18 protein-coding genes and 1 other RNA gene are annotated in these 20,322 nt (G+C 67.3%); 6 read left to right on the top strand and 13 right to left on the bottom strand.

Going from position 1 to position 20,322, the window contains the following annotated elements; translation table 11 throughout:
- Nucleotides 1–36 precede the first annotated feature (36 nt).
- The 10 genes from lapB to gyrA form a co-directional block, all read right to left on the bottom strand.
- A complete protein-coding gene (lapB, locus tag IAI53_RS01950) occupies nt 37–1,212 on the bottom strand; it encodes a lipopolysaccharide assembly protein LapB (protein WP_187716478.1) in 1,176 nt (391 codons plus the stop codon).
- Between the two features lie 5 nt (nt 1,213–1,217).
- Nucleotides 1,218–1,517: a LapA family protein gene (locus tag IAI53_RS01945; RefSeq protein ID WP_187716477.1), complete on the bottom strand. Its 300-nt coding sequence runs from the start codon at nt 1,515–1,517 to the stop codon at nt 1,218–1,220.
- A gap of 93 nt (nt 1,518–1,610) precedes the next feature.
- Nucleotides 1,611–1,895 (bottom strand): integration host factor subunit beta, encoded by a 285-nt coding sequence (locus IAI53_RS01940; RefSeq protein ID WP_136383424.1) that lies wholly within the window; start codon nt 1,893–1,895, stop codon nt 1,611–1,613.
- Nucleotides 1,896–1,906: 11 nt separating this feature from the next.
- Entirely contained in the window at nt 1,907–3,613 is a 1,707-nt protein-coding gene (gene rpsA, locus IAI53_RS01935) for a 30S ribosomal protein S1 (RefSeq protein ID WP_187716476.1), read from the bottom strand.
- A gap of 118 nt (nt 3,614–3,731) precedes the next feature.
- Nucleotides 3,732–5,672 carry a bifunctional 3-phosphoshikimate 1-carboxyvinyltransferase/cytidylate kinase gene (locus IAI53_RS01930; RefSeq protein WP_187716475.1) on the bottom strand — a complete coding sequence of 647 codons (1,941 nt, stop codon included), beginning with the start codon at nt 5,670–5,672 and terminating at the stop codon, nt 3,732–3,734.
- Nucleotides 5,673–5,678: 6 nt separating this feature from the next.
- Nucleotides 5,679–6,566, bottom strand: a complete 888-nt coding sequence (locus IAI53_RS01925; protein WP_187716474.1) for a prephenate dehydrogenase — start codon at nt 6,564–6,566, stop codon at nt 5,679–5,681.
- A 19-nt stretch (nt 6,567–6,585) separates the two neighbouring features.
- A complete protein-coding gene (hisC, locus tag IAI53_RS01920) occupies nt 6,586–7,683 on the bottom strand; it encodes a histidinol-phosphate transaminase (RefSeq protein ID WP_187716473.1) in 1,098 nt (365 codons plus the stop codon).
- A gap of 50 nt (nt 7,684–7,733) precedes the next feature.
- A complete protein-coding gene (gene pheA, locus IAI53_RS01915) occupies nt 7,734–8,798 on the bottom strand; it encodes a prephenate dehydratase (protein ID WP_187716472.1) in 1,065 nt (354 codons plus the stop codon).
- A gap of 32 nt (nt 8,799–8,830) precedes the next feature.
- Nucleotides 8,831–9,928 (bottom strand): 3-phosphoserine/phosphohydroxythreonine transaminase, encoded by a 1,098-nt coding sequence (gene serC, locus IAI53_RS01910; protein ID WP_187716471.1) that lies wholly within the window; start codon nt 9,926–9,928, stop codon nt 8,831–8,833.
- Nucleotides 9,925–12,558, bottom strand: a complete 2,634-nt coding sequence (gene gyrA / locus IAI53_RS01905) for a DNA gyrase subunit A (protein ID WP_187716470.1) — start codon at nt 12,556–12,558, stop codon at nt 9,925–9,927. The genes serC and gyrA overlap by 4 nt, the downstream gene beginning before the upstream one ends.
- A 222-nt stretch (nt 12,559–12,780) precedes the next feature.
- On the opposite strand from gyrA, the gene IAI53_RS01900 reads away from it, so the two are divergent.
- The 4 genes from IAI53_RS01900 to ssrA all read left to right on the top strand — a co-directional run bounded on the left by IAI53_RS01900 (nt 12,781) and on the right by ssrA (nt 16,208).
- On the top strand, nt 12,781–14,100 hold the full coding sequence (locus IAI53_RS01900) for a TRZ/ATZ family hydrolase (RefSeq protein ID WP_187716469.1): 1,320 nt from the start codon (nt 12,781–12,783) through the stop codon (nt 14,098–14,100).
- A gap of 98 nt (nt 14,101–14,198) precedes the next feature.
- A complete protein-coding gene (gene ompA, locus IAI53_RS01895; RefSeq protein WP_187716468.1) occupies nt 14,199–14,903 on the top strand; it encodes an outer membrane protein OmpA in 705 nt (234 codons plus the stop codon).
- 134 nt (nt 14,904–15,037) lie between these two features.
- Nucleotides 15,038–15,739, top strand: a complete 702-nt coding sequence (ubiG, locus tag IAI53_RS01890; RefSeq protein ID WP_187716467.1) for a bifunctional 2-polyprenyl-6-hydroxyphenol methylase/3-demethylubiquinol 3-O-methyltransferase UbiG — start codon at nt 15,038–15,040, stop codon at nt 15,737–15,739.
- Between the two features lie 91 nt (nt 15,740–15,830).
- Nucleotides 15,831–16,208: a transfer-messenger RNA gene (ssrA, locus tag IAI53_RS01885) on the top strand.
- Between the two features lie 73 nt (nt 16,209–16,281).
- Here ssrA and IAI53_RS01880 read toward each other — a convergent pair.
- Together IAI53_RS01880 and IAI53_RS01875 are read right to left on the bottom strand one after the other, a co-directional pair.
- Nucleotides 16,282–17,586, bottom strand: coding sequence for a Glu/Leu/Phe/Val family dehydrogenase (locus IAI53_RS01880; protein WP_187716466.1), 1,305 nt, complete (start codon nt 17,584–17,586; stop codon nt 16,282–16,284).
- Between the two features lie 124 nt (nt 17,587–17,710).
- Entirely contained in the window at nt 17,711–18,649 is a 939-nt protein-coding gene (locus IAI53_RS01875) for a LysR family transcriptional regulator (RefSeq protein ID WP_187716465.1), read from the bottom strand.
- Between the two features lie 300 nt (nt 18,650–18,949).
- Here IAI53_RS01875 and IAI53_RS01870 point away from each other — a divergent pair, with 300 nt between their 5' ends.
- Complete coding sequence (locus IAI53_RS01870) at nt 18,950–19,276, top strand: hypothetical protein (protein WP_187716464.1); 327 nt, start codon at nt 18,950–18,952, stop codon at nt 19,274–19,276.
- 5 nt (nt 19,277–19,281) lie between these two features.
- The gene (locus IAI53_RS01865; RefSeq protein WP_187716463.1) at nt 19,282–19,719 is read left to right on the top strand and encodes a hypothetical protein; all 438 of its coding nucleotides are present in this window, start codon (nt 19,282–19,284) and stop codon (nt 19,717–19,719) included.
- On the opposite strand, the gene IAI53_RS01860 is transcribed toward IAI53_RS01865, so the two are convergent.
- Nucleotides 19,713–20,222: a methylated-DNA--[protein]-cysteine S-methyltransferase gene (locus tag IAI53_RS01860; protein ID WP_187716462.1), complete on the bottom strand. Its 510-nt coding sequence runs from the start codon at nt 20,220–20,222 to the stop codon at nt 19,713–19,715. The two genes, IAI53_RS01865 and IAI53_RS01860, sit on opposite strands and share 7 nt — an antisense overlap.
- Nucleotides 20,223–20,322: the final 100 nt, after the last annotated feature.

The raw sequence follows: 20,322 nt of genomic DNA, 5'->3' as shown, positions 1-20,322 counted from the left end.
AAGGGCCGGCCCAATCTAGCGCCGGCTCTTTACAACTCATGGAGCGAGGTCGAATTCCTCGGTACGCTTGGGCGGATAGGTTTCCCATCCGCCGCAGGCCGGACAGCGCCAGTGGAACTGGCGCGCCTTGAAGCCGCAGGCATCGCAGCGGTAGCGTGCGACCTTGCGGGTGTGGCCGTGGATCAGCTGCTTGACCAGTTCGATGTCGCCGCGCTGCTCTGCAGGCGCGGAGATCAATGCGGCCTCGAGCAGCTTGTCGAGGCCGAGCAGGGTCGGATTGCGGCGCAACTCCTCGCGCACCAGATCATAGGCCGCCCGTCCGCCGCGCGACTCCAGCTCCCAGTGGAAGACCTCGTCGAGCAGGTCCAGCGAAGCGTGCCGTTCCAGCCAGGAGCGCAGCAGTACGTGGCCCTGCTCGATGCGCCCCAGGCGCTGGTAGGCCTCCATCACCCGCTCGGCGGCAAGCGCGAGATAGACCGGATTCTGGCTGTCGATCTTCTTCCACGCCTCGAGTGCGGCCTCGTCCTGTCCGTCCGCGGCCAGCAGATCGCCCAGCAACAGGCTGGCGCGCACGCAACGCGGGTTGATCGCCAGCGCCTCGTCGATGTGGCGCCTGGCCTCCTCGCGGCGCGAATCGGCCAGCGCGGCCGCGGCCAGCTCGCAGTGGAAGTTGGCCACCTCTATGCGCCACAGCACGCTTTCGTGATCCGGCAGCGCGCCGGCCGCCTCGATCGCCTTGGCCCAGTCCTTCTCCTGCTGGTAGATCTCCAGCAGATAGCGCAGGGCAACGTCGTTCAGGCGGGTGCCACGCAGCTTGAGGAAGACGGCCTCGGCACGATCGAGCAGACCGGCCTTGAGGAAGTCCTGCCCCAGTTCGCCCAGGGCCTGCAGCCGCTGCTCCTCGGTCAGGTCCTCGCGATCGACCAGGTTCTGGTGCATGCGGATCGCCCGATCTGTCTCGCCGCGACGACGGAACAGGCTGCCGAGCGCGAAGTGCAGTTCTATGGTGTGCGGGTCGATCTTGACCGCTTCGATGAAGGCGTCGATCGCCTTGTCCTGCTGCTCGTTGAGCAGGAAGTTCAAGCCGTTGAGATAGGAGCGCGGCAGGGCGCGCGACTCATGCACCACCTGCTTGATGTCGATGCGCGCGGCCAGCCAGCCGAGGGCAAAGAACAGCGGCAGCGCCAGCAACCACCAGAATTCGATTTCCATCGTGATCAGAGCGTCTCGGGGGCCTGCGCATCGACTCGCAGCGGGTTCTGGCGCTCACGCTCGCTGCGTGCGAGTTGCTTGCGCAGCCGTCCGATCTCCCGCCGCTGACGCAGCAGGGAGCCGAAAGTCGCGGTGATCCCGAGCAGCGCACCGGCCGCGAAGATCACCAGGATGACGAACACCAGCGGCAGTTCCCACTCGGCGCCGAAGAAGAAATGCAGGCGCACGAGGTGATCGTTCTTGACCGCGAAGCCGAACAGGAGGAAGAACAGCAGGAGGCGGAGAATCCACATCACGAGGCGCATGGGCAGGCATTATCTCCGAGGGACGGACAAAAAAGAAGGCGGCCTGCGCCGCCTTCGGTGACATATCACGAAACCGGCGATATCGCCGGCCGCTCAACCAGCCAGGTCGACGCGTTCGCGCAACTCCTTGCCAGCCTTGAAATGCGGCACGTACTTCTCGGGCACGTGCACCTTTTCTCCAGACTTGGGGTTGCGTCCCACGCGCGGCGGTCGGTAGTTGAGCGCAAAGCTCCCGAACCCGCGGATCTCGATGCGATCACCACGCGACAGGGCGTCGGTCATCGCATCGAGGATCATCTTGACCGCGTAATCGGCGTCCTTTGCGACAAGCTGCGGAAAACGCGCCGCAAGCTGCGCAATCAGCTCCGATTTGGTCATGGCGGGTCAGCTTACTGCTTCTGCTCGTTCAGCTTGGCCTTGAGCAAGGCACCCAGGTTGGTGGTGCCGGTCGCAGCGGAGCTTTCCGAGGCCAGCTTCTGCATGGCTTCGGACTGCTCGGCCTGGTCCTTGGCACGGATCGACAGGCTGATCGAACGGGTCTTGCGATCCACGTTGATGATCACCGATTCGATCTCATCACCTTCCTTGAGCACCGTGGTCAGGTCGTCCACACGGTGGGCGGCGGCTTCCGAAGCACGCAGATAGCCTTCCACGTCTTCGTTCAGCGCGATCACCGCACCGCGCGCCTCTACCGACTTCACGGTACCGCGCACGATTGAGTTCTTCTCGTGGGTGGCGATGAAGTTGGTGAAGGGGTCGCCTTCGAGCTGCTTCACGCCCAGGGAGATGCGCTCGCGCTCGACGTCGATGGCCAGCACCACGGCCTCGACTTCGTCGCCCTTCTTGAAGCGGCGCACGGCGTCTTCGCCGGTTTCGCTCCAGGACAGGTCGGACAGGTGCACCAGACCATCGATGCCGCCGTCCAGGCCGATGAACACGCCGAAGTCGGTGATCGACTTGATCTGGCCGCTGACCTTGTCGCCCTTCTTGTGGTTCATGTTGAACTCTTCCCACGGGTTGGCAGCGCACTGCTTCATGCCCAGGGAGATACGGCGACGGTCTTCGTCGATATCGAGGATCATCACTTCGACCTCGTCGCCCAGCTGGACGACCTTGGTCGGGTGGATGTTCTTGTTGGTCCAGTCCATTTCGGACACGTGCACCAGGCCCTCGATGCCCTGCTCGACTTCAACGAACGCACCGTAGTCGGTGATGTTGGTGACCTTGCCGAACAGGCGGGTGCCCTGCGGGTAGCGGCGGGAGATGCCGACCCACGGATCTTCGCCCAGCTGCTTGAGGCCCAGGGAGACGCGGTTCTTCTCCTGGTCGAACTTGAGCACCTTGGCTTCGATCTCGTCACCGACGTTGAGCACTTCGGACGGGTGACGGACGCGGCGCCAGGCCAGGTCGGTGATGTGCAGCAGGCCATCGATGCCACCCAGGTCGACGAACGCACCGTAGTCGGTGATGTTCTTGACGATACCCTTGATGACGGTGCCTTCCTTGAGGTTGGCCAGCAGCTTCTCGCGCTCTTCGCCCATGGACTCTTCGAGCACGGCACGGCGGGAGACGACCACGTTGTTGCGCTTGCGGTCGAGCTTGATGACCTTGAATTCGAATTCCTTGCCTTCGTACGGCGTGGTGTCCTTGACCGGACGCATGTCGACCAGCGAACCCGGCAGGAAGGCGCGGATGCTGTTGGTCATGACGGTCAGGCCGCCCTTGACGCGGCCGGTGATCACACCCTTGACCAGCGCGCCTTCGTTGAGCGCCTTTTCCAGGTCGTTCCAGGCGGCGATGCGCTTGGCCTTGTCGCGGCTCAGGCGGGTTTCGCCGTAGCCGTCTTCCAGCGCCTCGATGGCGACGTGGATGAAATCGCCGACATTGGCTTCGAGTTCGCCGCGGTCGTTGCGGAACTCCTCGATGGGCACGTAGCTCTCGGACTTCAGGCCGGCATTGACGACCACGAAGTTCTGGTCGATGCGCACGACTTCGGCGGTGATGACTTCACCGGCGCGCATTTCCTGGCGGGCGAGGCTTTCTTCGAAAAGAGCGGCGAAACTTTCCTGGGCGGAAACAGGGGTGGAGGTAGACATGTGATTGAGGAGGACCCAGAGCCGCGGTGAGGCGGCCAGTTGTTGGTTGGCAAAAGCGGCTGCAGGACCATCCCGCGAGCCGCGACATCAAAGGACGCCGCGCGCCCTGCGCTGTGTCTCACTCCACAGCGGGCACGCGTTCGAGCACGAAGCTCACTGCCTGCTTCACGTCCATTTGCGTGGTATCGAGAAGCTCGGCGTCCGGCAGTTGCTTCAACGGGGCCACCGGGCGGGCCGCATCGCGTGCATCCCGTTCCTGAAGATCCCGTAAAAGACTCTCCATACTAGCAGCCATTCCCTTTTCCATCAACTGCTTATACCGGCGTTCGGCACGTGCCTCGGCAGAGGCGGTCAGGAAGACCTTGAGCTGCGCGTCCGGGAATACCACCGAGCCGATGTCGCGCCCTTCGGCCACCAGGCCCGGCGCGGCACGGTAGTCGCGCTGGCGGTCGAGCAAGGCTTCCCGCACCGCGGGCAGGGCAGCCACCTTGGACGCCCCGACCGAACACGCTTCGGCACGGATGTCCTCGGTCACGTCCTTGCCTTCCAGCCAGATCCGGCCGCCTTCGAAGGACACCGGCAAGGCGGCGGCGATCCCGGCCAGCCGGGCCTCGTCGTCCAGCGCCACGCCGGCACGCATGCCGGCGAGCGCCACCAGGCGGTAGAGCGAGCCGCTGTCCAGATAGTGCCAGCCGAGCGCTTCGGCCACACGAGCCGCGACCGTGCCCTTGCCCGAAGCGGACGGGCCGTCGATGGCGATCACCGGCACCGGGCGCGCCACCTCGGCGAAGCGCTCGAAATAGGTCGGGAAGGTCTTGTTAACGCATTTCGGATCGTTGATCCGCACCCGCAGGCCGCCCAGGCTGACCAGCGAGAAGCACATCGCCATGCGGTGGTCGTCGTAGGTGTCGATCGCCGCCATCCGCAAGGCGGCCGGCGGCGTGACCACGAGGTAGTCGCCCCCCTCTTCCACCTCGGCGCCGACCTTGCGCAGTTCGGTCGCCATCGCGGCGATGCGGTCGGTCTCCTTGACCCGCCAGCTGGCGATGTTGCGCAGCGTGCACGGGCCCTCGGCGAACAGCGCGGCCACCGCCAGGGTCATCGCCGCATCGGGAATGTGGTTCAGATCCATGTCGAAGGCGCGCAGGCGGCCGGATTCCGGGGCGCTCGCCTCTATCCAGTTCGGCCCCATGTCGATGCGCGCGCCCAGTTGCGCCAGCGCCTCGGCAAAGCGCACGTCGCCCTGGATGCTGTCGCGCCCGACACCTTCCACCCGCACCGGACCGCCGCCGATGGCACCGGCGGCGAGGAAGTAGGACGCCGACGAAGCGTCGCCTTCGACGTACACCGTGCCCGGGCTGCGGTAGCGCGCGCCGGCCGGAACGGTGAAGCGCGCCCAGCCCTCGCGCCGCACCTCGACGCCGAAGCGCGCCATCAGCGCCAGGGTGATGGCGATGTAAGGCTTCGAGATCAGCTCGCCGACCACCTCGATGACGGTCTCCTCGCCGGTGAGCGGCAGCGCCATCAGCAGGGCGGTGAGGAACTGGCTGGAAACGTCGCCACGTACCCGCAGCGCGCCGCCGGCGCGCACCGTGGCCGGGTGGATGGCGAGCGGCGGGTAGCCCTCCTTGCCCAGGTAATCGATTGCCGCGCCGGCCTCGCGCAGCGCGTCGACCAGGTCGCCGATAGGGCGCTCATGCATGCGCGCCACGCCCGACAGGCGGTACTCGCCGCCGGCGAGCGCGAGCGCCGCGGTGAGCGGACGGAAGGCGGTGCCGGCGTTGCCGAGGAAGAGCTCGGCCGTCTTCACCGGGAAAGCGCCGCCGACGCCCTGCACCGTATAGTCGTCGCTGCCTTCGCGACGTTGCCAGGACACGCCGAGCGCGCGCAGGGCATCGAGCATGCGCTCGACGTCGTCCGAGGCCAGCAGGTCGCGGATGTCGGTTTCGCCTTCAGCCAGCGCGGCGAGCAGCAGCACGCGGTTGGAGATGCTCTTGGAGCCGGGCAGGCGCACCCGCCCGCGGGCGCCCTGCAGCGGGACTAGATCGAGGTATTCCATGCGGGATTACTCGCTTGCGATGTTGGTCTGCTGTTCGGCCCAGGCGTTGCGCGCGCGGCGCGCCTCGTCGAACAGATGTTCCAGGCGGGTGGCGTCGCCGGCCAGCAGCAAAGCGCGCAGGTAGGCGAGCTCGGCGAGGTACTGGTCGAGTTCGCCAAGCAGGGCCTGGCGGTTGGCGATGCAGATGTCGCGCCACATCTCCGGATGGCTGCCGGCGATGCGGGTGAAGTCGCGGAAGCCGCTCGCCGCGTAGCTGAACAGCTGCTCGGCGTTGGCCCGCCCGGCAAGGTCGTGCACCAGGCCGAAGGCCAACAGGTGCGGCAGATGGCTGACCGCGGCAAACACGCGGTCGTGCTCGGCCGGCGACATCTGGTGGATCACCGCGCCGCAGGCGGCCCAGGCCGCGCGCACGCGCTCGATCGCCGCCGGCGCGTTCTCCGGCAAGGGCGTGACGACCACCTTCTTGCCTTCGTAGAGCGAGGCAAAGGCCGCATCGACCCCGCTCTTCTCGGCGCCGGCGATCGGATGCGCGGGTACCACGTTGGCCAGCCGCCCGCCGAGATGGCGGTAGAGGGCCTCGATGACGTCGCGCTTGGTACTGCCGGCATCGGTGACCACGGTATCGGCCCCCAGGTGCGGGGCCATCGCGGCCATGATCGGATCCATCTGGCCGACCGGCGCGGCGAGCAGCACGAGGTCTGCCCCGTCCAGCGCCACTGCCCAGTCGGTGGCCGCCTCGTCGATCACCCCAAGTTCGACCGCGCGTGCCAGTGAGGCCTGGCTGCGCCCCATGCCGACCACCCGGTCGACCATGCCGGCACGCCGCAGCGCAAGCGCGAAGGAGCCGCCGATCAGGCCGACCCCGCACACCACCAGTTTGCCGATCAGCGCCATCGCTCCGTCCGCCCCCGGTTCAGCCCAGGGCCTGCTTCAGCGCGGCGATGAAGCGGGCGTTCTCTTCCGGCAGGCCGATCGACACCCGCAGCCATTCCGGCATGCCGTAGCTGGCGATCGGACGCACGATCACGCCCTGGCGCAGCAGGCTGGCGTTGACCGCCGCCGCCTCGCCCACCCTGAAGGTGACGAAGTTGCCGGCGGAAGGAATCCACTCCAGCCCGAGTTCGGCCAGCGCCTCGGTGATCTGCGCCATGCCGCGCTCGTTCACCCGCGCGCTCTGCGCAAGGAACTCCTCGTCACCCAGCGCCGCCTCGGCTGCGGCGAGCGCCACGCTGGAGACGTTGAAGGGCTGGCGTACGCGGTTCATCAGGTCGGCCACATCGGGGTGGGCGATGCCGTAGCCGACCCGCAGGCCGGCCAGCCCGTAGGCCTTGGAGAAGGTGCGCGAGACCAGCAGGTTGGGGAAGCGCGGCAGCCAGGCGATGCTGTCGTAGCGTTGCTCGGCGTTGAGGTACTCGGTATAGGCCTCGTCCAGCACCACCAGCACGTCTTGCGGCACCCGCTGCAGGAAGGCTTCGAGTTCCGGCCCGTGCATGAAGGTGCCGGTCGGGTTGTTCGGGTTTGCGACGAAGACGATGCGCGTGTCCGGCCCGATGGCCGCGGCCATGGCGTCGAGGTCGTGCCCGTAGTCCTTTGCCGCCACCTGGATGCCCCGGGCGCCGACCGCGTTGATCGCCAGCGGATACACGGCAAAGGCGTACTGCGAGAACACCGCCGAACGCCCCGGCGCGAGGAAGGCGCGTGCCGCGAGTTCCAGCACGTCGTTCGAGCCATTGCCCAGCACCACCTGCTCCGGCGCAACCCCCAGCCGCCGGGACAAGGCTCCCTTCAGGGCGAAGCCGTTGCCGTCCGGATAACGCTCGATGCCGGACAGTGCCGCCAGCGCCGCCTCGCGAGCGCGCGGCCCCATGCCCAGCGGATTCTCGTTGGAAGCGAGCTTGACGATGCTCGCTTCCGGGATGCCCATCTCGCGGGCAAGCTCGGAAATCGGCTTTCCGGGCTGGTAGGGCGAGATGGCGCGGATGTAGTCGGGCGCCTGACTGGCTGCACTCATCGGATGTCTCCCGTTCTTACGTGGCGCCGGGCTGGCCTGCCCGGCGGGCTTCAGATGGCGGCCACCGGATAGGACCCCAGCACCTTGACGAAGGCTGCGCGCTCGTTGAGTTCCTTGAGCGCGGCAGCAACCGGGGCTTCGTCCTGATGGCCTTCGATATCGACGTAGAACACGTACTCCCACAGACCGGAGCGCGCCGGGCGCGACTGCAGCTTGGTCATGCTCACCCCGTGCCGCGCGAGCGGTTCGAGCAGCGCATGCATGGCCCCCGGCCGGTTGGTCGCCGAACAGACCAGCGAGGTGCGGTCGCTGCCGGACGGGCCGGCGTCGTGGCGGGCGATCACCAGGAAGCGCGTGGTGTTGTTCGGATCGTCCTCGATGTTCGCGGCCAGCACCTTCAGCCCGTAGAGCTCCGCGGCGGCTTCGCCGGCAATCGCGCAGGACTCCGGGTCCTCGGCGGCCAGGCGGGCCGCCTCGGCGTTGCTCGCCACCGGCACCCGCGGCAGGCTGGCCAGGTTGCGGTTGAGCCATTCATGGCACTGCGCCAGCGACTGCGCATGCGAATACAGGCGCTTGGCCGCACCGATGCCGTCGGCGCGCGACAGCAGTTGCTGGTGGATGCGCAGCTTGACCTCGCCGCAGATCTTCAGCGGGTTGGCGAGCAGCAGGTCGAGCGTGCCGCCCACCGCGCCCTCGGTGGAGTTCTCCACCGGCACCACGCCGTAATCGACATTGCCGGCCTCCACCGCGCGGAACACGTCGTCGATGGTCGACAGCGGCAGGAAGTTGGGGGCACTGCCGAAATGCTTGCGCGAGGCGCTCTCGGAGAAGGTGCCGGCCGGCCCCAGATAGGCCACCTTGAGCGGCTGCTCAAGCGCGAGACAGGCGGACATGATCTCGCGGAAGATGGTCTGCACTGCCGCATCCGGCAGCGGCCCCGGGTTGGCGTCGGCCAGGCGGCGCAGCACCTGGGCCTCGCGCTCCGGACGGTAGAGATTGCCTTGCTTGATCACCCCTATGCGTTGCGCGCAGGTCGCACGCTGGGCCAGGCGGGCGAGGATCTCCTCGTCCAGGTGGTCGATCTGGTTGCGCAGGTTCAGCAGTTCGTCGCTCATCTTCCGCTCGTCTCAGTGTTGCTCGCCGGTACTCAGCCGTGGCGCGCGGCAAAGGCCTTCATGTAGTCGACCAGGGCGGCCACGCCCTCGATCGGCATCGCGTTGTAGATCGACGCGCGCATGCCGCCGACCGACTTGTGTCCCTTGAGTTGCACCAGCCCGGCGTCCTTGGCTCCGCTCAGGAAGGCATCGTTGAGCGACTCGTCCTTGAGGAAGAAGGGCACGTTCATGCGCGAGCGGCAGGCCGGATCGACCCGGTTCTCGTAAAAGCCGGAGCCGTCCAGGTAATCGTAGAGCAGGCGCGCCTTGGCGATGTTGCGCGCTTCCATCGCGGCCACGCCGCCCTGGCGCTTGAGCCACTGAAACACCAGCCCGGCGATGTAGATCGCGTAGGTCGGCGGGGTGTTGTACATGGAGCCGGCCTCGGCCACAGTCTTGTAGTCGAAGGCCGACGGGCACAGCGGCATGGCGCGCCCGAGCAGGTCCTCGCGCACGATGCAGATGGTGAGCCCCGCGGGGCCGATGTTTTTCTGCGCGCCGCCGAAAATCAGGCCGTACTTGGAGACGTCGATGACGCGCGACAGGATGTGCGAGGACATGTCGGCGACCACCGGCACCTCAGCGCGGCCGATCTGCGCCAGATCAGGCTCGAAGGGGTACTCCACCCCACCGATGGTCTCGTTGGTGCAGGTGAACACGTAGGCGGGGTCGTCCGACAGCTGCCAGTCGCGCATCGCCGGCACCGACGTGAAACCGCCGGCCTCGGACGTGGCCGCAATGTTCACCCCGGCATACCTGCGCGCCTCCTTCTGCGACTTCTGCGACCACGAGCCGGTGACCACGTAGTCGGCGACCTTCCTGTCGCCCAGCAGGTTCATCGGGATGATGGCGTTCTCGGCGATCGCCCCACCCTGCATGAACAGGATGCGGTAACTGGCCGGCACCGCGAGCAGCTCGCGCAGGTCTGCTTCGGCGGCTTCGGCGATCGACATGAACTCCTTGCCGCGATGGCTCATCTCCATCACGCCCATGCCGGCGCCGTGCCAGTCGAGCATCTCCTCGGCCGCCTGGCGCAGCACCTCTTCGGGCAGCGCCGCGGGACCGGCGCTGAAGTTCCACACGCGACTCATGCGTCGGCCTCGCCGTTGCCGGCGTCTTCAACGCCCGCGCCGCCCTCGCCGCCTTCGGTTTCCGGCTCTTCGCCGTTGCCGCTCTCGAGCGCATCGTCCTCGGACTCGGCCACCTTCTCCAGGCCGGCCAGGAAAGTGCCTTCGTCCAGGTTGATCAGCGTCACACCCTGGGTGGCGCGGCCCAGCTCGCGGATGTCGCGCACCTTGGTGCGGATCAGCACGCCGCCGGTGGAGATCAGCATCACCTCATCGACCGGATCGACCAGCACGGCCGCCACCAGCTTGCCGTTGCGGTCCGAGGTCTGGATGGCGATCATGCCCTTGGTGCCACGCCCGTGGCGGGTGTATTCACCCACCGGGGTGCGCTTGCCGTAGCCGTTCTCGGTGGCGGTGAGCACCGCCTGCTCCTCGCCCTTGGCCACCAGCATGGCGATTACGCGCTGGCCGTCTTCCAGGGTCATGCCGCGCACGCCGCGCGCCTCGCGGCCCATCGGGCGCACGTCGCCTTCGGCGAAGCGCACCGCCTTGCCGGCGTCGGAGAACAGCATCACATCGCACTCGCCGTCGGTGATCGCCACGCCGATCAGGCGGTCGCCGTCGTCCAGGCTGGCGGCGATGATGCCGGCCTTGCGCGGGTTGGCGAAGGCCGACAGCGCGGTCTTCTTGACCGTGCCCTCGGAGGTGGCCATGAACACGAAGTGGCCGTCGTCGAATTCCTTGACCGGCAGCACCGCGGTGATCTTCTCGCCTTCGAGCAGCGGGAAGAGATTGACGATGGGTTTGCCGCGCGAGTTGCGCGTGCCTTCCGGCACCTCGTAGACCTTGAGCCAGTAAACCCGGCCGCGGCTGGAGAAGCACAGCACGTAGTCGTGGGTGTTGGCCACGAACAGGCGGTCGATGAAGTCCTCGTCCTTCATCGAGGTGGCCTGCTTGCCGCGTCCGCCGCGGCGCTGCGCGCGGTAGTCGGCCAGCGGCTGGCGCTTGAAGTAACCGCCGTGCGAGAGCGTGACCACCATGTCTTCCGGGGTGATCAGGTCCTCGATGTTGATCTCCGCGGTGCTCATGACGATCTCGGAGCGGCGCGGATCGCCGAACTGGTTGCGGATCGCGGTGAGTTCCTCGACGATGATCGCGGTGATGCGCTCAGGGCGGGCGAGGATGTCGAGCAGGTCGGTGATCAGCTCCATCACCTCGCGGTACTCGCCGACGATCTTGTCCTGCTCCATGTTGGTCAGGCGCTGCAGCTGCATCTCCAGGATGCGCTGGGCCTGCACGTCGGACAGGCGATAGCCCTGCGCGGACAGGCCGAACTCCGGCAGCAGGCCTTCCGGGCGATAGCTGTCGGCCATCGCGCGCGAGAGCATCTCCTCGACCAGCGGCGAACGCCAGGTGCGCTCCATCAGCCCGCGGCGCGCGTCGGCCGGCGCGGGCGCGGCCTTGATCAGCGCGATGATCTCGTCGACGTTGGACAGCGCCACCGCCAGGCCTTCCAGGATGTGGCCGCGGTCGCGCGCCTTGCGCAGTTCGAAGATGGTGCGGCGGGTGACCACCTCGCGGCGGTGCTCCAGGAAGCACACCAGCATCTGCTTGAGGTTCAGCAGGCGCGGGCGGCCATCGACCAGGGCCACCATGTTCATGCCGAAGGTGTCCTGCAGCTGGGTGTGCTTGAACAGGTTGTTGAGCACCACCTCGGGCATCTCGCCGCGCTTAAGTTCGATCACCACGCGCATGCCGGACTTGTCCGATTCGTCGCGGATCTCGCTGATGCCCTCGACCTTCTTGTCGTTCACCAGCTCGGCGATGCGCTCCAACAAGGTGCGCTTGTTCACCTGGTAGGGCAGCTCGTCGACGATGATGGCCTGGCGGTCGCCCTTGCCGATGTCCTCGAAGTGGGTGCGAGCGCGCATGATCACCCGGCCGCGGCCGGTGCGATAGCCTTCGTGCACGCCGTTGAGGCCGTAGATCAGCCCGGCGGTCGGGAAGTCCGGCGCCTTGACGATGTCGATCAGCGCCTCGATGTCGGTATCCGGCTCTTCAAGCAGCTTCAGGCAGGCGTCGACCACCTCGCCCAGGTTGTGCGGCGGGATGTTGGTGGCCATACCCACCGCGATGCCCGAGGAACCGTTGATCAGCAGGTTGGGAATGCGCGCCGGCAGGATCAGCGGCTCTTTCTCGGAGCCGTCGTAGTTCGGCCCGAAGTCCACCGTTTCCTTGTCGATGTCGGCCAGCAGTTCGTGGCCGATGCGCGCCATGCGGATTTCGGTGTAACGCATCGCCGCGGCGTTGTCGCCATCGACCGAGCCGAAGTTGCCCTGGCCGTCGACCAGCATGTAGCGCAGCGAGAAATCCTGCGCCATGCGAACGATGGTGTCATAGACCGCCGAATCGCCGTGCGGGTGGTACTTACCGATCACGTCGCCGACGATACGTGCCGATTTCTTGTAGGCGCGGTTCCAGTCGTTGGACAGCTCGTGCATCGCGAACAGCACGCGCCGGTGCACCGGCTTCAGGCCATCACGCGCATCGGGCAGCGCCCGCCCCACGATCACGCTCATCGCGTAGTCGAGGTAGGAGTGACGCATCTCCTCTTCCAGGCTGATCGGCAGTGTTTCCTTGGCGAACTGGGTCATGTCGCGACGGCGGGATTATCCGCTTGATCAAAAGCTTGAAATCTTACCATGCCGACCGGCTCAAACCGCCTCCCGATTGCATTCCGGGCGCGCTGGCGCGCATCCCGCGGATGGCGGCTGCGATGGCGTCCGACCGCGCTCGCAAAGTAAGCTCGCAGCTCACGAACCTGTTCGCGGCGGCAGGCGAGCCCGCCGCGCGCCCAACCTGGAGGCATCAAGCACATGGATGACACGGCAGACCTGCTGATCGAGGCCCGCTGGATCGTGCCGGTGGAACCCGCCGGCGTCACGCTGGAAGAGCACACCGTCGTCCTGAGCGGCGAACGAATCCTCGCACTGCTGCCGCGCGACGAAGCGCGCCGGCGTCATCCCGCCGCGCGGACCCTGGCGCTGACCGAGCACGTGCTGTTCCCCGGCTTCGTCAACCTTCATGCCCACGCGGCCATGAGCCTGATGCGCGGCATCGCCGACGACCTGCCGCTGATGCGCTGGCTGCAGGAAGCGATCTGGCCCACCGAAGGCCGGCACGTATCCGCCGCCTTCGTACGCGACGGCACCCTGCTGGCCGCGGCCGAGATGCTGCGCGGTGGCACGACGACCTGCAACGACATGTATTTCTACCCCGATGCCGCCGCCGACGCCTTCGATCAGGCCGGCATGCGGGCCGTCCTCGGCGCGGTCGTGCTCGACTTCCCCACGCCTTACGCGTCCGGCGCCGACGACTGCCTGCGCAAGGGCCTCGCCGCACGCGACCGCTGGCGCGACCATCCGCGCATCGGCTTCACGCTGGCGCCCCATGCTCCCTACACGGTTTCCGACGACGCCCTGCAGCGGGTGGCCAGCCTGGCGGCGGAGATCGAAGTGCCGATCCACATCCATATCCACGAGACCGCGCAGGAGATCGGCGACTCGCTGACTCAGCACGGCACCCGCCCCCTCGCCAGGCTGGAGCGCCTGGGGCTGCCCGGCGCCAACTTCATCGGCGTACATGCGGTGCACCTGGACGCCACCGACATCGACCTGCTCGCGCACCATGGCTGCAGCGTCGCCCACTGCCCCACCTCCAACATGAAGCTCGCCAGCGGCATCGCCCCGGTAGACGCCCTGCTCAAGCGCGGCATCAACGTCGGCCTGGGCACCGATGGCGCGGCCAGCAACAATCGCCTAGACATGTTCACCGAGATGCGCCACGCGGCCCTGCTGGCCAAGGTGGCCACCCTCGACGCCACCGCGGTGCCGGCACACACCGCCCTGCGCATGGCCACCCTCAATGGCGCCGCGGCGCTCGGCATGACCGACCGCATCGGCTCGATCGAACCCGGCAAGCTCGCCGACCTGTGTGCCGTGAGGCTCGGCACGCCCGAAACACTGCCCTGCTTCGACCCGGTCTCGCATCTCGTCAACGTCGCCGGACGCGAACATGTGACACATGTCTGGGTGGATGGAGAACTCAGGATCGAAGAGAGTAAAAGCTTGTTGCACACTAGCGACAGAGAATTGCTCCGGCTTATTGCCGTGTGGCAAACTAAACTTGTTACTTGAACTGGATAGCGTATTGTCCGTTCAACGCCACAAGCTCCCGAAAGCACCACGATACCGTTCGGGTTCATTCAATCCCTGCCCTTCGACGAGGAACAAAAATGATCAAACAAACCAAGATGCTGCTGCTCGCCGCCGTCGCTGCGGCCGGCTTCTCCGCTCCCGCCGCTTTTGCCCAGACCAAGGACGTGGTCGTCGACGGCAAGGGCGAAATCCCGTACGTGATCGACGCGCGCAACGTTGTCGCCCGCAGCGGTACCGGCCTGTGCTGGCGGACCGGTTACTGGAGCCCGGCCGCTGCCGCCTCCGCCATGGCGGGTGAATTCCCGGCCGGCTGCGAGTGCGATGGCGACATCGTACCCAAGGACAAGTGCACCGCCGCCGCTCCGGCTGCGGCCCCGGCTGCCGCACCCGCCGTCCGCCCGACCGCTGACAAGGTCAAGCTCTCCGCCGACGCCCTGTTCGACTTCGACAAGGCCGTGCTGAAGCCGGAAGGCAAGAGCCGCCTGGACGAACTGGCTGCCCAGGCCAAGGGTCTGAAGCTGGAAGTCATCCTGGCCGTGGGCCACACCGACCGTATCGGTTCTGACGCCTACAACCAGCGCCTGTCCGAGCGCCGCGCCGCTGCCGTCAAGACCTACCTGGTCGAGAAGGGCATCGAAGCCAACCGCGTCTACACCGAAGGCAAGGGCGAGCGCCAGCCGGTCACCGGTAACAAGTGCGACGGCACCAAGGGCCGCGCCGCGCTGATCAGCTGCCTGCAGCCGGACCGCCGCGTGGAAGTGGAAGTGATCGGCACCAAGTAATCGCCGGCTCACGCCCCGAAAAAGCCCTGCCCTGGCAGGGCTTTTTCTTTTCCGGCGAGGGAACGGCGGGTCTGCCAAGCGATCGATTTCCGGTACCATCCGCCTTTTCCCGAGTTCCGCCCGAGACATAGCCGATGAACGCGAATGCCGATCCCGCCGAAGTACAGAAATTCAGCGACCTTGCGCACCGCTGGTGGGACCCTGCCTCCGAATTCAAGCCGCTGCACGAGATCAATCCCCTGCGCCTTGACTGGATCGACGATCAGGCGATGCTGGCCGGCAAGGACGTACTCGATGTGGGCTGCGGCGGAGGCATCCTCTCCGAAGGCATGGCCGCACGCGGCGCGCGGGTTACCGGCATAGACCTGTCCGAGAAGGCGCTCGGGGTGGCCCGTCTGCATCTCTTCGAGAGCGGCCTCAAGGTCGACTACCACCACGCCAGCGCCGAAGCCTTTGCCGACGCGCACCCCGCACGCTTCGACGTGGTCACATGCATGGAAATGCTCGAGCATGTACCCGACCCCGGCAGTACCGTGGCCGCCTGCACACGCCTGGTCAAACCGGGCGGAATGGTCTTCTTCTCGACGCTGAACCGCAACCCCAAGTCCTACCTGTTCGCGGTCATCGGCGCAGAGTACGTGCTCAAGCTGCTGCCGCGCGGCACCCACGACTACGCCAAGTTCATCAAACCGTCGGAACTCTCGCGTCACGCACGCGAGGCGGGCCTGGAGTCACGCGAATTGATCGGCATGAGCTACAACCCCTTCAGCCAGGCTTACTCGCTCGGCCGCAACACCGACGTCAACTATCTGATGAGCGCCGTGCGCGTGCGCTGAGCAGTCCGGCGTCGTGCTCGCCGGGCGGCGCGTGATACACTGCCTCTTGAAATCTGAACCACGCATCACCATATCTGTCACAACGATCACTGGGGCCGACCTGGCTTCGACGTGGGTCGCGAAGCAGAGCAGTGCATACCGAGGACCAGTCACCTCGTAAATCCATCTGGAAATCAACAAACGCCAACGACGAGCGTTTCGCTCTCGCCGCTTAATCCCGGCGGGCGCTGCACCGGCAGGTCTCTGGGCCGGGTGGTCTTAGCGTAAGCTGAGCCGCTGCAGTGTCATTTACAGAGAATCGCGAGCAGAACCGGGTTACTTGGTTCGGCAGCTAAAGGTAAGGTAACTCGCCCCTGTCCGGCCTGCCGGGCGGCTAAGTCAGGGGTTAAATCCAAATAGCCTGGCTAAGTATGTAGATCTGCCTGTAGAGGGCTTGCGGACGGGGGTTCGATTCCCCCCGGCTCCACCAGTACCGAAACCCCAGCCGTGACCGGCTGGGGTTTTTCTTTTCTGCCTGTGACGCGGACGAGCGGAGCGGCGTATCAGGGATACAGGCCGCGCTCGGCGCGCGCCTCCAGCACCCGATGGCAGGCGATGATGAAGGCGGCGGTGCGCAGCGACACGCCCTTTTCCTGCGCCACCTGCCAGATCGCGTTGAAGGCGCCGACCATGATGCGCTCCAGGCGCGCGTTGATCTCGTCCTCGGTCCAGAAGAAGCTGGAGAAATCCTGCACCCACTCGAAGTAGGACACGGTCACGCCGCCGGCATTGGCCAGCACGTCCGGCACCACCAGCACGCCGCGCTCGCGCAGGATGTCGTCAGCCGCCGGCGTGGTCGGGCCGTTGGCGCCTTCCACCACCACCCGCGCGCGGATGCCGGCGGCACGTTCGGCGGTGATCTGTCCTTCGAGCGCGGCCGGCACCAGGAAGTCGCACGACAGCCGCCAGAACTCCTCGATGTCGAGCGGCGCGGCGCCGACGAAACCCGCCAGCCCGCCGTGCGCGGCCACATGGGCGAGCGCGGCGGGGATGTCGATGCCGGCTTTGTTGACCAGCGTCGCGCTGTGGTCGGCGATGGCGATCACCCGCGCGCCGGCCTCGTGGAACAGCCGCGCACCGATGCCGCCGACGTTGCCGAAGCCCTGCACCGCCACGCGCGCGCCTTCGATCGGCAGGCCGAGATGGCGCCCGGCTTCGCGCGCGGTGATGTACACGCCGCGGCCGGTGGCTTCCTGGCGACCGAGACTGCCGCCGAGCGCGATCGGCTTGCCGGTGACCACGCCGGTGGCGGTGCCGCCGCGGTTCATCGAGAAGGTGTCCATCATCACCGCCATGGTCATCGCGTTGGTGCCCACGTCGGGGGCCGGAATGTCGCGATCCGGGCCGATGACGATGCCGATCTCCGAGGTGAAGCGGCGGGTGATGCGCTGCAGCTCGCCCTTGCTGACGCTCGCCGGATCGACCCGGATGCCGCCCTTGGCGCCGCCGAAGGGCAGACCCACCGCGGCGTTCTTGATCGTCATCCAGCCGGCCAGCGCCATCACTTCGTTGAGGGTGACGTCAGGATGGAAGCGGATGCCGCCCTTGCCCGGTCCGCGCGACAGGCTGTGCTGCACCCGGTAGCCCTCGTAGTGGGCCACGGTGCCGTCGTCGCGCTCGATCGGCACGTCGACGATCAGCGTGCGCTTGGGGTGCTTGAGAGTCTCGATCCAGCGCTCCAGCTCGCCCAGGTAAGGACGCACGCGCTCGATCTGTTCGACGAAGCTCGCCCACGGTTCGGGCGCGTTGGGGTTGAGGTAGGACAGGCCGCCCAGGCGGGCGGCGGTGGCATCGGCGAGGTTGGACATCGGTGGTCTCCGTTTGAGGGGTGACGGCATTCTGTGCGCCCGCGCCCTCGTGCCCGATGCCGTTGGGTCATCGGGTTATGCAATCGGTGCATAACCTCCGCGGCCTCTCCCGCACCCGACCCGGCTACACCGCGGGCGCCCCTTCGGCGGGCATGCTCCGCTTCGCACGGTCGAGCAGGTGCTGCCACAGCCGCGCCAGTTCCGGCCGGGTGTTGGCGCGGTCGCGGTACAGTCGCACCTCCATTTCCAGGCTCCACGGCGCACCGCCGGCGACCGCCACCTCGCCGCGCTCCAGTTCACGCGCCACCGCGCTGGCCGGCAGGAAGGCCAGGCCGTGTCCGGCCAGCAGCATCGCCTTGAGGCTTTCGGCCATGTCCGACTCGTACTGCAGGGCGAGGTGGGCTGGCTCTGCGGCCCGGTCGAGGATGGTGTCGACCATGCGCCGCAGATAGGTGTTGGGGCCGTAGCGCAGGAAAGGGATCGGCGCCTGCGCGCTGCCCGGCAGCTGCCAGCGCGGATCGCCCGCGCGCCCGCGCGGCACGAAGGCGCGCACCCGCTCGGTGCCCAGGCACAGGCCCTCGAAGCGCGCCGGGTCCAGCCACACCGGATGCGAGGGGTGGTGGTAGCACAGCAGCAGATCGCAGCCGCCTTCCGCCAGACTCATCACCACGTCGTGAACGTTGCCGGCCATCAGCCGGGTCGGCACCTCGCCGAACTCGGCCTTCAGGCGGCCCAGCCAGGCCGGAAAGAAGGCGAAGGCCAGGGTGTGCGGCACCGCGAACACCAGCGCATCGCCGGCCACCGGTTGCTGTCCGCGCGCCAGCGAACGCGCGGCGTGCAGGCGGTTGACGATGTCGGCGGCCGGCCCCTTGAAGGCTTCGCCGGCAGCGGTGAGGCGGCTCGGGTAGGTGCTGCGGTCGAGCACCGGCACGCCGAGCCAGGCTTCCAGCGCGCGGATGCGGCGCGACAGCGCCGGCTGGGTGACGTGGCGCTGCTCGGCCGAGCGCGAGAAGCTGCCGGTCTCGGCGAGGCTGAGGAAATCTTCCAACCACTTCAGTTCCATGTCCGGCCCTGGCAAGTAGGGGTGGGAATTGTGCCACTGCCGGCACGCCAGGGCATCGCGGCAGAGTGTCCGGCACCCCGCGCCCACGCGGCACGGCGCGCACCGCGGGATGGCAGCGGACGCTGCACGCGCACATTCATAGTGCATCGCAACATGCCGTATGCACGGATCTGACCATGGCAAGCCGTGGCCGCATGGCGCTTTCCGCGCGGCCCTGCGGGATTGATGCATGCGCAAGAGCGACTCCGTCACTGGCACGAATGCTGCGTTGCTCCGAGAACCTTCTTTCGGGAGAAGCCCATGCCGGATGAGCACACCATCAGCGAGATACTCAAGGCCCCCAACGTCACCGGCTACCTGCATTGTGCCGACAACGACGAGGTTCTCTCGCTCCGCGGCGAGGGTGTCGAGCCGCTCGCCACGATGATCAACCCGCTCGTGCGGGCCGCCGGCCTGCTCGGGCGCTGCCTCGGTCTGGACGACCTGCGCGAGTTGCAGCTGCATGGCCGCCAGCTCACCGCCCTGTGCCTGCCCTGTGCCAGCGGCACGGTTGGCGTGACCCTCGACTCGCGTGCGCACCTGAACGATGTTGCGCGGGCGCTGCACCGCACGCTACACGGAGGCTGAACACGATGGATATGGTCAAGCTGCTGGACAACGTACTGGAACTGCCGGGCGTCGTCGGACTGTGCCTGCTCGACGCCGATTGCGAGCCGCGGCTGAACCGGATGCCGGATTTCGTCGATGCCGGCGTTCTGGCTTCCGCGCGCCCCTACCTCGCCGCACTGCAGGAGGGCGCCGAAGCCTGCCTGCCCGGCACGCGGGACCTGGTGCTCCGCTTTGCCGAACACTGGCTGATGCTGCGCCTTGCCCCCGCCGGCACCCTGGTGCTGCTTGGCGGCGAAGCGGCCAGCCTGTCCTCGGTGCGCATGCTCAGCAACATCGCATTGCGCGAACTCGATGCCGAGACCATCGCCGCGCTGCCGTCGCCGGAGCAGCCGCGCGAACCGACCGGTCCTGCTCCGGCCGCCGCGCGCGCGCCCCGCATGTACCGCGGCCGCCCTTACTGAAGCAAGGGGCGCCAGTGGCGCGCCTCGTGCGCCAGCAACTGCGGCTTGCGCGCCAGCCCGGCGGAAAACCCACCCAGCTTGCCGCCGTGCGCCAGAACGCGATGACAGGGCACGATGATCACCAAGGGGTTGTTCGCCAGCGCCTGGGCAACCGCGCGGAAGCCCTGCGGGCTGCCTATGGCGCGCGCCAGCTCGCCGTAGGTGGTGGTCTGGCCGGCGCCGACGGTCGTCAGCCCTTCGCGCACGCGCTGCTGGAAGGCGGTCGGCGCCGGGGCGAGCGGCAGGCTGAAGGCCGCGCGGGCGCCGGCGAAATACTCGGCGATCTCGCGCTCCGCCTGGCGCAGCAGCGGATGCGACGGCGCTTCGTCGCTGCACGCTGCATCCGGCAGGTCGTTCTGATCATCGAAGTACAGGCCCAGCAAGCCCTGCGCGCCGGCCAGCGCCACCATGCGCCCCAGTGGCGTATCGAAGGCCCACCGCTGCGGCCGCTGCGCTCCATCCATTCCTTGCCTCCGCTTTCAGCCCGGTAGTTTGACGCAGCCGCGCGCCGTGCGCACCCCCTCCTCCCCCACGAGCGTGCGCCGAACGTATATAGTCCATCCG

This window comes from Thauera sedimentorum (assembly GCF_014489115.1).
In the GTDB taxonomy this organism is placed as follows: domain Bacteria; phylum Pseudomonadota; class Gammaproteobacteria; order Burkholderiales; family Rhodocyclaceae; genus Pseudothauera; species Pseudothauera sedimentorum.
This window is presented reverse-complemented; position numbering and strand designations above follow the sequence as displayed.